Genomic DNA, 15,005 nt, shown 5'->3' with positions numbered 1-15,005 from the left:
GCCGGAAGTCGGGGTGATGGCCCCTGGGCACTGTTGAATGCAGTCGGAGCCGTCGCTCCGTCCTCGCGAAGAGGACCACGCAACGGATCCGATTCTGCTTGGTGACGCCTCAGATGTTGATCAGCGAAGCGCCTTGCCTTCGGTCTCAGGCATGAACAACGTGCCGATCACCGCCACGACCATGAAGGCCGCGATGGATCCGACGATACCGCCGGTGCTCCATCCGGCATCCAACTGAGCTCCAACCACCGGAACCGCAATGGCATTGGCGAGCAGCAGGGCTGCGCTGGAGGCCGCATAACCGAACCCGCGGACCTTGCTGGGCAGGGCCTCCCCGCGCCAGGTGTTCCAGATGCCCCAGGAACCGAGGATAAAGAAGGCGAAAACCAAGTTACCGGTGTAGAGCTGCACCGAGCCCTGAGCGGTACCGAAGAGCAACGCACCGACTGTGGCTCCCACGGCGAAGATGATGAAGATCCAGCGACGCCCCCAGCGGCGGGTTGTCCATGCGGCCAAGAGATAGCCGGGAACCGCTACCAGCTGGCTCAAGGCCACAAAGCCGAGTGATCCGGAGACCGACAGGCCCTTGTCCTGCAGCATGATCGGCAACCAGGACTGCAGGCCCCAGTAGCCCCAGTTGTAGCAGAAAGAGATGACCAGGATCAGGATGAAGATCGGGACGATGCGAACGTCCTTGATGGTGTTCTTGTCATCCAGGTGGGCTTCGGCGGGATCGACCACCAAGTGTTGGTCATGACCCACGGTGAAGCCAAGACGGGTCAGCACGCTCTTGGCGTCCTCGTCACGCCCGCGTTTGACCAACCAGTACGGCGACTCGGGAACCAGCTTCCAGACTGCGAACGCCCAAATCGCCGCGAGCGCGGAGACGACGGCAACCACGCGCCAGCTGATGGGACCGAAGGCAAGGCTGACGCCGATGCAGGCAAGGGTGCCGACAGGGAATCCCATGGACATGGCGACCGTTGCCTGACCGCGACGCTTGGTAGGCAGCAGCTCCATGAAGTAAGGGAATGTCACGGCGTAGACGCCGCCGAAGGCCACGCCGGAGAGGAAGCGAAGCGCAACGAACAGCGTGAAATTGGGCGACAGCGCAGCGATGAGCGCAAACAGGCCGTATGCGGCAAGACTGTAGATCGCAACGTTCTTCTTGCCGAGCTTCTCAACGAAGGCGCCCCAGAGCAGCGAGCCGGGTACCATGCCGAGGGCGACGACGCCCATGGCCGTGCCGACCTGGGCCATGCTCACGCCGAAATCGTCGGAGAGGTAATTGCTGACGTAGATGAGGCCGACCTGTTCCCAAGCTTCGATCACGAAGGTGATGAACAGGATGGAACCGAACAGGACGTGGGACCGGTTCAACTTCATTTCGTTGAACGCGCTTCCGACGGACAGGGTGGACAGGTGAGTGACGTCAGACTTTGACATTCAGGGCCCTTTGACTCAGGGGTAGTGGGTACTTTCGGTCCCTTGCGAACCGGATACGAGGTGGTGATCGTCACGATCATCAAATCGTTTCGACCAGTTTGGGTGTGTGACCTGAGACAAGTCAAGGCCACCGCGAGAAAGTAACGTCTGTGTCATCTGGCTGAAGTGTGCCGCGAGTCGTTCTCTCGGTGGATCTTCCCCAGTCAGAGCTGCGTCGATTGCCGAAGAGTCAGTTTGGGCTCAACGATGGCAGGGTCAGCGGGAGGCTCCGCCCCTCCCAACCTGTCCATGAGCATGGAGACCGCAGCGGTGGCCAGCTCCTCGTGGCGCAAATCCATGGCCGTCACCGTCGGCGAGGATGCTCGATCATGTTCTGTATCGGTCAACGCTGCGAGAAATAGGTCCCCTGGAACGGACCTTCCCAGTTGCTTGGCCGCATCTAGGACGGTCAGCGTCATGCTGGAATCCGCATACACCAGACCTAGTGGACCCTGGACACCCCTGAGATTGGACACGATCGTCCTGCGGACGTCGTCAGGATCCAAGCCCTCGCTCAGTGTGAAGATCCTGGGTTCCTGCCCCATCGTCCCGCACCAGTCGCTGTAGGTCTTCACAGCATCCACGTTCCAGGCGTTCTGCTCGGTTCCCGGCATCAGGACGACGGGCCGTCCGTCCGTTGAGACGCTGTCCAGTACGGCCTTCAGGCCGCCGCCGTAATTGACCTTGGCCACCCAGGGGATATCAGCGCGAGCCGGATCAGGGTCTGCCAACACGAAGGGGATTCTGGCCCGTTCCAGCAGAACGATCGTTTCGTCGTGCTCATACGGGTGCGCCACGATGCAACCGTCCATCGCGGGAAGGGCATAGCCTTTGCCAGCCAGGTCCGCGACGTGAACCATACCCATCCCACGCCGTGCGGTTTCGGTGGTGATGGAACCGATCAAGCGGTTGAACGTCTCTGCCGTGTCGAAGGGGCCCGAAAAAGCGAATTGCGGCCGGACCACCAGTCCCACCAGACCGGACCGACCGAGTCGAAGCTGGCGGGCATGGGCATTGGGAACATATCCGAGGCGAGTCGCAACTGAACGCACCTTGTCCTTCGTCGCGGCCGAGATGGGCCGGGCACCCGAGAATGCGTGAGAAACCGTGGATACGGACACACCGGCGGCCGCCGCCACATCCTTGATCGTCGGCGTGGACTTCGACTGCAGTGTCGCAGCATGTGGGGAAGCTGCAGTGGCGGACACGTCTCGGGTACTCGGCATGTGACCACACTAGCCACCCGAGTCTCAACACTGGGAACACCGGTAGGGCCGATATACGGTGAGTTGGACACTCTTCAAGTCGGATCCGATTGGAGGCCCCATGCGTATTGGCGTGCAAATAGGGCGGAAACAGGTTTCAGCCATTGCGGTCGGCACGGGAAGTGGGCGGCTGTCCGTTGCCGGGTCCATCGATGACCCGGCATCGTTGAGTCCGTCTTCCCTCGAGGAAGCCGTAGGGCATTGCTTCGAGCTGCTGGCGGCAGAGCTCGGGCCATCAGCGGACGAGGTTGACATGGCGACCTTCGAACTCAGCCAAGTGCACGCGTTGAACGGACAGGCGCCGACTGCCATCCGGATCCTTCCCAGAGCACCGGTGGATCGCGCCCACGAGTACCGGGGACGTATCCCCGAGCAGGAGCCGGAACACATCATTCACGTCATCGGTGGTCATACCACGGTCGGCGAAGAACTCGCAGGCCTGGACCTAGCAGGCCTGGAGGAGAAACTCAGCGAGGTACCGCCCGGCTTGCACTATGTCGTCACAGGCGTAGGAGCCCTCATGAACCCGGCTCATGAGTTGGCGGTGGGGCGACTCCTCTTCAGGGTTTCGGCCCCCGCAAGTGTGGGGTACTCACATACGTTCTTCGCGTCGTCGTTCGCCACTCGGGAGCGCACAACGCTGGTGAACTCCAGGCTCTTGCCCCGTGCCTCCGCGCTCTCGACGAAGCTGGCGACGACGACCCGCAGGGCGTTTCCCAACGCCCGCCCATACCTTGCCACCAATGACGGCTGTTCCACGCCGCTGGCCCAACTGGCGCTCACGCCCGTGCACTCGTTGTTCTCGGCACGTCCGGCCTCCTTGGTCGGGGCCGGCGCCGTCGTTGGAACTACCGGGGCATCGCTAGCCGTTGCCTGTGACGACGAGCCCTTTGTCGGCATCGTCAAGCAGGGCCTGCCGCAGCTCGAACCGCGCTTCTACCGCCTGCACGGCGCCGAGTTGGCTACCAAGGGTGCCAACTTGAACTCCTGGACGTCCATGCGAGTCTCCCGGACCAGCAACCATCAGGTCGTCGCGGAAAGCGACCACGCACCTGTTTGGGTGGATCCGGACGGTGAGAGACTACGAGTCACCTCGCTGAACTTGGCGTCCCTCGGAGCAGCCACTGCTCCGGTTGTCGCTTGGACGAGTCGGCTTGCACGCGTTGCCACTGAAGCCGATTTCCTGCGCGAGCTGTCCGTTTCCGAATCCGATGTTCGCGCCCGATTGGTAGCAGACGGCTTCGACTACGGATCCGTGAGCATCATCGAATCACGGGCCGAGGCCACCACTTTTGACCATCCCAACGTGGTTGCGCTGAGGGTGCGCGCGGCGGCAGGCCTCGTGCCCAAGGGCTTCTGAGAGACAGGACCCAGTCATGCTATTGAGCAACCGAGACATGAACTGCCTGTACGTCGGCACCCTGTTCAACTCGTGCGCAGTCAGCCACGAATGGTGTAAGAACGAGCTGGATCTGATCTGGTTCTACATGGAACAGATGCAGACTCAGGTGGGCCTCATTCAGGCGAGCGCATTGAATGATCAGGCGCTTGTTGTCACGGTCGGATTTGTCAACAATGGCCAACCGATTACGGAATTGCGTCCAGCTGGTGACGAATTCATACGGTGTATAAGAATACTGGAATCCTCTCTGGGGAATAAAGTTGAGGGGCTCATTCCTTTGGCGGCCGGCAATGTGAATGCCCTGGTGGTCGCCTCTGTCAGTCTGCAGACGGGTATTCCTGTGGTCGACGCAGATCCGATGGGGCGGGTCTTCCCTCGCGCCAGCCAGACCGTTCTAGCCCTGGGGCGGCAATCGATCGGCCCCTTGGCCGCGGCCGGAGCAACCGGCGAGGCTTCACTGATACATGTGTCGGATCCGGAACGAGGCGATCGCCTGATGCGGGCATTGGCTGGCGAATATGGCGGTTGGGCGGCGACCGCGTCCTATCCGATGACCGCAAGCGAGCTGGAGGAAAATGCGGTGATTGGCTCCATGAGCCATCTTATCGATGTGGGAAAGATCCTCGAATCCGAGCAACCGACTCAGCGTCGATATGCTCAACTTCGCAGAGATGCCGGTGTCAACTTGATCATTCGGGGGATGGTGAAGGAAACGGATTGGACGGCACGCACCTCCCTTCCTGGCCACGCCAGACGCCCCGCCCAGATCGTCCTTGAAGAAGTGGGTACCGGACGTATCATCCAACTGGCCATCCAGGACGAGATCCTCATGCTCATGATCGACGGGGCCGTACGTTCGATCGTTCCGGATATCATCACGTTGATTCGTCCCGATACCGGAAGTGTTGCGGCGCTCGATGACCTCTGGCCTGGAAATACGGTGGACATTCTCACGATGTCGGGGCCGAAGCAGTGGTATACGCCGCAAGGCTTGGACATGGCTGGGCCGGCGGCATTCAATCTCCTGCGGAGGACGGCGGTGGACGCGCTATGGAAATGATCCCGCAGGGAGAGCTCGCGTTATCAACCCTCCTCGATTCTTCAATAGTTGACGGCGTGGAACCGTGCCACCTCTCGCTGGAACCCAAGCCGGTCCATCATCTTTCCCTGGTGGATACGATCGATGACATTTCCACGGTCCATGCAAATACTCTTATTGTTTTGCAGGAGGACTTGTCGCTGGGTCCATGGGTCGTGTCGGCTGGACTTAGAATGGCTTGGGAGAGGCGTGCCGTTGGGTTGGTTGTCTCGCGCAGCCTGGTGACCGGTGCCGAGATCGCCCTCGCTCAACGGCTGGATGTCTCGCTGCTGACGTTCTCCTCGAATCCGACCAAGCTCGTGATCGACATGTCCGTAGTGGTCGGAATGTCACGTGCTGGCGACCTGGCCCGGTTGGACCATTTCACTCGTGCGCTGGAGGCTGATGTCTCGCTGGCGGCAGCCGTCTCACGGGTCTCGGGCGAACTGGGTGGCTGCCGCGTGTCGGTTGAGTCCGCGCAGGGAGTGGTTCTCGAGGCCATTCGCTCATCGCGGGACATTCCTGCCCCACGTCGTATTACGCAACCGTGTTCCTCCCCATCCCGCGACGAAGTCGTACTCGTTGCCGATGTGGATGCCCACGAGGCGATGACTGCAGAACGCGTCCTTCGCGCCGCGGCCCCGACGGTGCGTGCCTTGGTGTCCGAGTCCCGCATGAACGCACTCGAAGCGTCGTTGCCCACTTTGAGTTTTGCCGCGCTAGTCGGCGCAGGCCACGATCGTTCTGTGGACAACGTGGGGTTGCCGAATGCACCCGGTGAATCCATTTGTGCTGTGACGGGCCCCTTTGCGGCCGTCTGCGTTCTTGCTGAGAATCCATCCCTTGCGGGTGCGGCCCTGGCCCAGGCGTGGCAGCAACTGTTTCAGTACACGCCGCTGGCAGCTATCGATGATGGATGGTTCGTCTTCATTCCGGCCGCGGGCGAGGACGATCTCCGCCGGCATGCGCGGCTCATGCAGGAAGGTTTGCAGGGGTTGGCGCTGAACGTTGGTTTGTCCGGTCTGTATCGCGAGCCCGGGCAGGCCCGATTGGCTCTACGGGAGGCCTGGCTTGCCGCGCGTTTGCTGGCAGGCCCGACACCGGACATCTCGTCCTCGACCGATGCATCACCTTCCGTTCTGTTCTTCCGCGAGGCACCTTTGCAGGTGCTTGGCAACCTCTTTCCCCGGCCCTTGGCTGCGGCACTGGGTGATTCCCTGCTGCCGAACCTCGTCAAGGACCCTGCCTCTGGTGAGGTGATCGATGCGACCATCGCCTATCTCTCCGCCCAAGGTTCCGTTTCTGCTGCCGCCAAACTTCTCAGCGTCCACCGGAACACGGTGCAGGCACGGTTGAAGCGAGCCCAGGAGCTCGGAGTGGATCTCTCTCAGCCGGAGCGGGTGCTGCCTCTGTTTATGCTTTTGTCGGCACTCCGACCACTGTGAACCGAGGAAACGAGCCAGCTATGGTGTGCAGAACGCCCGTTGTAGAACTAAACGACTGTGCACTTTGCATAAAGTGACGCACGTCGCAGGGGATAGCGTTCTCACTACCCCAAGCGACCTGGATCTCACTCGTCCTGACAGGCTCTGATTTCGACGCCGGTTCATCGACGAACCTTCGGTCGCTAGATCCAGCGTGTAGGTGAGGAAAGCCCAATGATCCGTTCGGTTCTGACGCTCAGAACGACTCCCGCTCAAGTCGAGGAGATCCTCCGGTTCTACAGACGCGAGCAGATTCTGCAGGTGTCATTCGACAACACTCGTCAAATCAACTCCGACATCGCTGTCGCAACGGATGGATCCGGCGAACTCCTGGTCACTGCGGATTGGCCTGACAAAGCCGCATATCAGGAATGGGTGGACCATCCCCGTCGTGCCGAAACGGCTCCAGAGCTGGGTGCCTTGCTTGCAGACGCCGAAGTCGGTGTGGGCAAGGTGTATCTGATCGACCACGGCGTCACCCGAAGTTGACTATCGCTTTTTCCGAGAACTCGTTTAGATCACTTGAGACAGAAGGATTCTTTATCATGACCAATAATGTTCGCGTGGCCATCGACGTGGGTGGAACCTTCACCGACGTGGTGAAGCTGGTTCCGGAAACGGGAGAACTACGCTTCGAGAAGGTTCCCACGACACCGTCCGAGCCAACGCGAGGAGTGCTTTCGGCTTTCGACAAGGCGAAAGCGACTCCGTCCGACGTGTCCATGTTCAACCATGGATCCACCCTCGGGCTCAATGCGTTGTTGACCCGGACCGGGGCACGTATCGCGACCATCGCCACGCGGGGGTTCCGTGACGTCTACTTGTTGGGGCGTACCAACCGGGCCGAGATGTACAACCTGACTCACCACAAGCCGAAGGCCCTCCTGGAGCGGTATGACACCTTCGAGGTGACCGAACGTTCCCTCGCCGATGGAAGCGTCAAGACTCCATTGGACGAGGCTGAAGCCCGGGAGCTGGCAAGGGAGATCGGTCGTCGCGGCTATGAGGCGGTTGCCGTCGCCTTCCTGCACGCCTACACCGCGCCGGCCCACGAGCAGCGGATGCGGGAGATCCTCCTTGAAGAGAACCCCGACCTCGAGATCACGGTTTCGCATGACCTTTCCCGTGAGTATCGCGAGTACGAGCGCACCAGCACCGCTGTGTTGGACGCCTACATCAAGCCCATCATGCGCAGCTACCTCAAGGAACTAGAGAGCGAACTTGCGGAGCGCGGATTCGGCGGCCACTTCTTGATGTCCCGCTCGGGCGGTGGAGCGATGACGGCATCGACGGCGCGAGAGCAACCCGTCAATCTGATTCTTTCGGGCCCGGCGGGAGGTGTGGTCGGCGCGGCCGGCTTCTCCAAGCTGGTGGACCGTCCCAACCTGATCACCATCGACATGGGTGGCACCAGCCTGGATGCTTCCCTCGTCCTGGACGGCGCTCCGGTCATGTACCACGGCGCCGAGTTCGAGGGCCTGCCGATCAACACCCCGTCCCTCTACATCCACACCATCGGTGCGGGGGGTGGCTCGCTCGGCTACCTCGATGAGGCAGGCGGACTGCAGGTCGGTCCCAAGAGTGCCGGGGCCGAGCCCGGCCCTGCCAGTTACGGCAAGGGTGGCACGCAGCCGACCTTCACCGATGCAGCCTTGTCCATTGGCTACCTTGGTGAAGACACTCCGCTGGGTGGATCCTTGACTCTCGACACGGAGGCGGCCAACTCGGCGTTGAAGCCCATCGCAGACGAATTGGGTCTGAGCGTCTCCGAGCTCGGACGTGGCATGGTCAACATCTCCAACACGAAGATCATGGGCGCCGTGCGAGCCATCTCCATCGAGCTCGGCCACGATCCCAAGGACTTCTCTTTGCTGAGCTTCGGTGGCGGTGGCGGTCTCGTCGCTGTCGACGTTGCACGCGAGTTGGGCATCCCCGAGGTCATCGTTCCTCCAGGGCAGGGCGCCTTCTCAGCGCTCGGCATGCTCATGGCTGACGTGCAGCACGACCTGTCCAGGACCAACGTGCAGCTTCTGGCCGACATGGATCCTGCAGAGACCGAGCGCCTGTACAAGGACATGGAGGCCGAAGCGGCAGAGATCCTGGCAGAGGAAGGGTTCGAGCCTGGACGTCGCCTGTTTCGGCGCACCATCGAAGTTCGGTTCCTGGGGCAGGAGCACTCTGTTTCCGTGGACTACGACGCCTCTCTCGATGACCCGCGCTTGGACGTCCGGAACAGCTTCGACGAGGCGCATGAGCGTCAGTACGGACACGTCATGGACGATCCGCACGAAGTGACCACACTGCGATTGAAGGCCGTTGGTGTGGTCGACAAGCCCGATCTGCCGAAGACCCCGCAGCGAGAAGAAGGCAGCTACCCGACCCGTATCCGTACGGTCATGCTGCCCGGGGACGTTCAGTCCGAGTACCTGCTCGTTGCGCGTGAGGACCTCTTGGCCGGCGACGTCGTCGAAGGCCCCGCAGTCGTCACCGAACACACTGCGACCACGGTCATGCACCAAGGCGATCGCCTTGTGGTGGGTCCCTATGGGGAACTGCTTATCACCATCGAGAACACCGAGAACAAGGAGGCCTGACATGGTGGACGCCATTACGACCGAAATCATCCGCAACGGTCTGCTCGCCGCGGCCGAGGAGATCGCCCGCAACCTGTGCCGGACCGCCTACAACACCGTGGTCTACGAGGTACATGATTACGGTATCGGAATTCACGATGCCAACGGTGACGTTGTCGCGGACACCCCCGGCGTTGCAGTCTTCACTCGTGGAAACGACATCGGGGTCAAGCACGGCATCGAGTTCTTGGGTAAGGAAAACATCGAGCCGGGCGACGTCTACATCATGAACTACCCGTACTGGGCCAGTGCCCACGCACTGGATCCGCTGGTGTTCGCTCCCGTGCACCACGAAGGTGTTCTGATCGGCTTCATCACCTGCCGTCAGCACGTCACCGACCTCAACCAGAAGGATCCCGGCTACGTGCTGGATTCCACGGACATCTCGCAAGAGGGTCTCATGATGGTGGCCTCGAAGCTCTACCGTCGCGGTGAGCGCAACGAAGACGTCTTCAACATGATCAAGTTCAACAGTCGCCGCCCCCGTCACACCATCGGCGACATCTCCTCGCAGGTCTCGGCCGTGGTCACCGGTGTGAAGCGCACGCACGAACTTGCGGAGAAGTTCGGGCGGGATACCCTTACCGAGGCCATGGACGCTATCAACGTGCATGGCGAAAGGCTCTCTCGGCTGGCTCTAGAGAAGCTTCCCAAGGGTTCCTGGACTGCCGTCGACTACGTTGACGAGGATGGCGTCGACGTTGGAGAACTGGTGAAGCTCCAGTGCACGGTGACGATCACCGACGAAGAGATGGTCGTCGACTGGACGGGCAGCGCCAAGGGCGTCAAAGGACCGGTTAACGTTCCCATCGGGCTGACCACGGCGGCATGTTCGTTGGTCTTCAAATCCATCACGACTCCGGACTCCCCAGTGGTGGCAGGCAACTTTGCTCCGCTGCGTGTCGTCGCCGAAGAGGGATCGGTCGTCTACGCCGTGCCGCCCATGCCGACCTTCACGTTGTGGACCGGTTTGCTCTCCTGTGAAGTGGTGCTCAAGGCGCTTGCCCAGGCCATGCCCGACGTGATCCCGGCCAGCTCTGGCGGCGATGTTTGCGCATTCATTGGGCTGGGTACCGATCCGGCCTCCGGCGAGCAGTGGCAGGACGGCAGTAACGAGGCCGTCGGCTTCGGTGGTTCCGCCTGCGGCGATGGCGAGGACGCCATCATGCACATGTCTGAACCCGGCTGTCGCAACACGCCCGTCGAGGTCTTCGAAATGCGCACGCCCCTGTTCATGGAGCACTACGGGTACCGGCAGGATTCGTCTGGTGCCGGTCGGTACCGTGGAGGCGTAGGGATCTCCCGCTCGTATCGCTACACGGCGCCTGGCATCGGGATCATGCTGTCCTACAAGACCCAGACCAAGCCTTGGTCGCTGCTGGACGGGTTGGAAGCCACTCCCAACGCGGTGATCCTGAACCCCAACACAGATAAGGAAGTGTGGAAGGGCCCGAGCTACAACCACATGGGTATGGACGAGGTCCTCGTTAACGCCACCGGTGGTGGCGGTGGATATGGCAGCCCCCTCGACAGGGAATTCTCTTCGATCGAGAAGGACCTTCGCAACGAGTTCATTTCTCCCGAAGCCGCAGCCCGCGACTACTCCGTAGTCGTGACCGACGATCTTCGAATCGATGAGGATGCCACCGCAGTGCTTCGCGCGACTGCACGGAACTGAACAGAACCTGAGGTGGGCGGCATCCACATGGCTTGAATGTCGCCCACCTGCAGTACGACGAAAGGGGCGGTGATGCACGCTCATACCGGTAGTTTGGTACTTACTAATGCCCAGGTCTGGGATGGAAAACAGCAGGGATTCTCCCAGCGCGACGTCATCATCGAAGACGGGTTCGTGGTCGATTCCCCACGCGGAACACCGGACAATATTGTCGATGCGGCCGATAGCTGGGTCATTCCTGGACTCATCGATGCTCATTTCCATGCATACGCGACGTCGATGGACGGCCTGGAAATCGAACGCGGTCCATTGAGCTTTGCGGCCATCAACGGATCGGTTCGCCTGGCCAAGGCGCTGAATCGCGGCTTCACGACGGTGCGAGACGTTGCCGGTGGAGACATCGGACTGCAGCGCGCGGTGGATGCGGGCATCTTTGCTTCGCCTCGCTATCTCTTCACGGGTTCCGCCTTGAGCCAGACAGGCGGTCACGGTGATCCGAGGTCGGCACACGTCGACATCTGCTTTAGCCACGGTCACATGTGCGAAGTGGTGGACGGAGTCGACAACCTTCGAGTCGCCGTGCGGGAACGGCTTCGTACGGGTGCTCACGCCATCAAGGTCATGACGTCCGGCGGCGTCTTCTCACTGACGGACCCCCTGGCGATTCCGCAGTACTCGGACGAGGAGCTTCGTGCTGTCACGGACGAGGCCACGCGTAGGGGCAGCTACGTCACCGCCCATTCCTACTCCGTGGAGGCCGTGCGCCATTCCATAGAGAACGGTGTGCGCTGCATCGAGCACGGGAACCTGATCGACGCAGCCACGGCTGAACGTATGTCCGAGCTGAGGTCGGTCTTGGTGCCGACGCTATCGGCCTACGACGCCATGAACCGGCGTGGCGCCGATCTTGGGCTCAACCAGACGTCACTCACCAAGAACCTTGAGGTTCTGTCGCATGGGCAGGAGGCCATCCAGATGGCTCTGGCCGCTGGTGTCAGGATCGGATTCGGTACCGATCTGATGGGTGACCTCGAGGACGATCAGCTTCGCGGTGTGGAGCTGCAGGTGGAGGCCATCGGTGCGGCCGACACCTTGCATGCCATGACGGTCGGGAACGCACAGGTTCTGCGCGATCCTCGACTGGGGACCCTGTCCGTCGGTGGAGTCGGCGATGCCGTGGTCCTCAAAGGCAACCCCCTGGAGGAGCCGTCCGTGCTGTGGGACGAAGCATCGCACACTCAGGTGATCCAGCGAGGACGTGTGGTGGCCTGACGGCGCCGTCACTCCTGGATGGCTGTGGGGAGAACTTGTCGGCCTGTTCTCCCCACAGTCGAATTCGGCCCCGGGCGTTCAGAATGAGCCCGGCCAATTGGTCAAGACCTCCAGGATGGAGCGGACACCGTACCCGGTGGCTGCTGGGCCGTTCGGAGTGTGCGTGACCGTAGGACCGGCGAAGTCGACATGTGCAAACGGGATCGTCTCCGGTACGAACGCTCCTATGAAGAGTGCCGCGGTGATGGCCCGTCCGCTGGGGCGAAGCGGGTGATTGCGGAGCTGTGCGCCTGGAGCGATGGAATTGAGTTGTTCGCTGTACCTCGTTGCCCATGGCATGAGCCACAGTGGTTCACCTGACCGCTCAGCTGCTCGGAGCATGCGGGCGCCTGCCGTGGCGTCGCGGGCGAAGAGTCCGGCAATATCCGGGCCGAGTGCGATTTGGATCTGGTAGGTCAAGGTCGCAAAACTGTAGATGGCTGCGGGGCGGGACTCGGCGAGCAGCGCCACCGCATCTGCGAGAACCACTCGTCCTTCGAAGTCTGAATCGATGATCTCGACACCGGCACCGTTCCTCGCAGTGATGACATCCCCAGGTTTGACCGAGGACGGCCCCGGTAGGTTCTCCACCATCGGGAGGACGGCGTAGACAGGTGTTTCCACCTGGAGGTCGTCTAGTGCGGTCATCGCGGCCAGGACGCTCGCCGCGCCACAGCAGTCGGTGTGCATGCTGTACATGCCCTCTGCGCTTTTGATGCTCAAACCGCCGGAATCGAAGCACACCCCCTTTCCTGCAAGTCCGACGGCGCCTTCCGGAGGATTCGGTCCCACGGAGCCGTGGGCGCCTGGATACCACAATTCGATCAGGACGGGCGGGTGCTCGGTGGAACCCCGTCCGATGGCCGAGATGGCTCCGAACCCGCCTTCGCTAAGGTCTTGACCAGCCCTCACCCGGATACCGAGTCGATGATCTTGGGCCTGTTTCGCAGCGATTTCAGCGAATCGGCTTGGATCAAGTTGGTTTGCCCTGGCATCAGTCAACTCGGTTGCCAGTTCCACCGCTTGCTGAACCACGTCCGCACGCTCCAGCAAGGAGTCGGAGAGAACGAGCAAAGGGGGTACAACCAGTTCCACCGGTACGGCACGTGAGTTCTCGACTCCTCCAAGGCCTGAAATGATGCCGCAAACGATGCCGACCAGGCTCTCCTCACTCAGTGACGATTCACTGAGGTCCATCCGAAACATCATCTTCTCAGCTTCTTCGACGAGGCGTGTGCGCAACAAGGACATGTACTGACCGGCGCTTGTGCCCCAGGCTCTGTACATCTCTGCCGAAGCACCGGGAGCCGGGAGTTCGAGAGTGGAGAAGATGCCGGAACCCGGGACTGGGAAGGCGAACGCGGAGGAATATGCGTCTGGATTCGTGTCACTCACGGGAAGTGTGTTCAATGGCGGGCGAAATGTGAGTGGCTGATCCTCATCAACGGCATCGGAACCTTGGCCGAACACCATGCTCAGCGCCATATTCAACAGTCTCCTTCGTTGACGTCACGGCAAGGTCTCGCCTGAAGCGACGGTCTGAACCGGCATGTTGTGGACCCGACGAGTCTGAACCTGATTCCACGAACGATTGTATGTGTACGTGTCGCCGTGTCCGCCGGATATGGACTGTACCGCGCGCCCGTTCAAGAACGTCATCGAGTACGTGGCGCCGAGGCTCGGTCGGCGGAGAAGCTCGGCGGGGGCCGCTTGATGGAAGACTTGGCGCATGACGACCTCGGTTGAGACACCCTCTGACCGCCCTGTGCTCAGGAGCCTGGCACAGCCTGTGGTGCTCCTGGCCGCCATGTGGGTCATCCGGCTGGCCGATGCAATCTTGCCGGGATCGTGGAACAGGTTGTTCGGGGTCCAGTCGTGGCACTTCTGGGGTCTGGACGGGCTGATCCTCGCGCCACTACTGCACGCGAACTTCTGGCACCTGCTCTCCAACACCATCCCGTTCCTGGTGTTCGGCCTGTTGATTGCTTTCGATGGGAAGGCACGTTTCTGGTCGGTGACCGGGATCGTCGCGGTGATTTCCGGCGCCGGGGCGTGGCTGATCAACTCACCGGGAACCGTCACGGTGGGTGCTTCCGGGCTGGTGTTCGGTTACTTCGGTTATCTGCTTGCGCGTGCCTTCGTAGCGCCGTCCATGGGCCACCGAGTGTTGTACGCAGTCATTGGGATAGTGGTTGGCGTGACCTACGGTGCTGGCATGATCGCAGGCATCCTGTTCGCCCACTACGGGGTGTCGTGGCAGGCCCACCTCTTCGGCGCGATCGGTGGGGTGGTTGCCGCCTACGCCCTGCGGCCTCGACAGGACAGATAGCTCACCCGTCGGCACCTCCTGCGGAGGGGAACGACGCAGGAGGTAGCCAGCAGCAAGCTGCCGCGTCAGCGCCGAGGCAGAGCGAGGTGCATGCGCTGGGCCGTGTTGAGCAGGGCGATGCTTTCTTTCGTGGACATTCTGTCAAGTCCCGGGTTTGGTTGAGGGTCAGCGTGTGTTGGGTTTCAGGCCGCGGTAGCGCCCTGTTCTGGGTCGGTGAGCCGGGCCCAGTATTCGGTCTCGACTTCGGCGGGGGTGCGGTAGCCGAGCATGGAGTGGAGGCGTTCGTGGTTGAACCATCCGACCCAGTCCGTGGTGGCAGTCTCGACGTCGTCGAGGCCAC

General features: G+C 61.5%; 12 protein-coding genes. 8 read left to right on the top strand and 4 right to left on the bottom strand.

Annotated elements, in window-relative coordinates; all coding sequences use genetic code 11:
• Positions 1-120: 120 nt before the first annotated feature.
• Complete coding sequence (locus tag Q0A15_RS12675) at positions 121-1,446, bottom strand: MFS transporter (protein ID WP_291279890.1); 1,326 nt, start codon at positions 1,444-1,446, stop codon at positions 121-123.
• A gap of 203 nt (positions 1,447-1,649) precedes the next feature.
• Complete coding sequence (locus Q0A15_RS12670; protein ID WP_291279889.1) at positions 1,650-2,693, bottom strand: LacI family DNA-binding transcriptional regulator; 1,044 nt, start codon at positions 2,691-2,693, stop codon at positions 1,650-1,652.
• A 118-nt stretch (positions 2,694-2,811) separates the two neighbouring features.
• Between Q0A15_RS12670 and Q0A15_RS12665 the strand changes: the two genes are divergently transcribed.
• The 7 genes from Q0A15_RS12665 (at position 2,812) to Q0A15_RS12635 (ending at position 12,297) form a co-directional block, all read left to right on the top strand.
• On the top strand, positions 2,812-4,110 hold the full coding sequence (locus Q0A15_RS12665) for a hypothetical protein (RefSeq protein WP_291279888.1): 1,299 nt from the start codon (positions 2,812-2,814) through the stop codon (positions 4,108-4,110).
• A 16-nt stretch (positions 4,111-4,126) separates the two neighbouring features.
• Positions 4,127-5,212, top strand: a complete 1,086-nt coding sequence (locus Q0A15_RS12660) for a DUF917 domain-containing protein (RefSeq protein WP_291279887.1) — start codon at positions 4,127-4,129, stop codon at positions 5,210-5,212.
• Complete coding sequence (locus tag Q0A15_RS12655) at positions 5,203-6,675, top strand: CdaR family transcriptional regulator (RefSeq protein WP_291279886.1); 1,473 nt, start codon at positions 5,203-5,205, stop codon at positions 6,673-6,675. Before Q0A15_RS12660 ends, Q0A15_RS12655 begins: the two co-directional genes overlap by 10 nt.
• Before the next feature lie 213 nt (positions 6,676-6,888).
• Positions 6,889-7,203: a hypothetical protein gene (locus Q0A15_RS12650; RefSeq protein WP_291279885.1), complete on the top strand. Its 315-nt coding sequence runs from the start codon at positions 6,889-6,891 to the stop codon at positions 7,201-7,203.
• A 56-nt stretch (positions 7,204-7,259) separates the two neighbouring features.
• A complete protein-coding gene (locus Q0A15_RS12645; RefSeq protein ID WP_291279884.1) occupies positions 7,260-9,308 on the top strand; it encodes a hydantoinase/oxoprolinase family protein in 2,049 nt (682 codons plus the stop codon).
• A 1-nt stretch (position 9,309) separates the two neighbouring features.
• Positions 9,310-11,025, top strand: coding sequence for a hydantoinase B/oxoprolinase family protein (locus Q0A15_RS12640; RefSeq protein ID WP_291279883.1), 1,716 nt, complete (start codon positions 9,310-9,312; stop codon positions 11,023-11,025).
• 72 nt (positions 11,026-11,097) lie between these two features.
• Entirely contained in the window at positions 11,098-12,297 is a 1,200-nt protein-coding gene (locus tag Q0A15_RS12635; protein WP_291279882.1) for an amidohydrolase family protein, read from the top strand.
• A gap of 78 nt (positions 12,298-12,375) precedes the next feature.
• Here Q0A15_RS12635 and Q0A15_RS12630 read toward each other — a convergent pair whose 3' ends face one another.
• Entirely contained in the window at positions 12,376-13,533 is a 1,158-nt protein-coding gene (locus Q0A15_RS12630; protein WP_291279881.1) for a M17 family metallopeptidase, read from the bottom strand.
• A 532-nt stretch (positions 13,534-14,065) separates the two neighbouring features.
• Here Q0A15_RS12630 and Q0A15_RS12625 point away from each other — a divergent pair.
• Positions 14,066-14,665, top strand: coding sequence for a rhomboid family intramembrane serine protease (locus Q0A15_RS12625; protein ID WP_291279880.1), 600 nt, complete (start codon positions 14,066-14,068; stop codon positions 14,663-14,665).
• A 182-nt stretch (positions 14,666-14,847) separates the two neighbouring features.
• Here the strand turns inward: Q0A15_RS12625 and Q0A15_RS15060 are convergent.
• A partial coding sequence (locus Q0A15_RS15060; RefSeq protein WP_367273395.1) for an integrase core domain-containing protein occupies positions 14,848-15,005 on the bottom strand: 158 nt, incomplete at its 5' end.

It is taken from the genome of Galactobacter sp., assembly GCF_022712295.1.
Classification (GTDB): domain Bacteria; phylum Actinomycetota; class Actinomycetes; order Actinomycetales; family Micrococcaceae; genus Galactobacter.
Note: the sequence above shows the minus strand (reverse complement) of the source record. Positions and strands in the feature narration are given on the sequence as shown.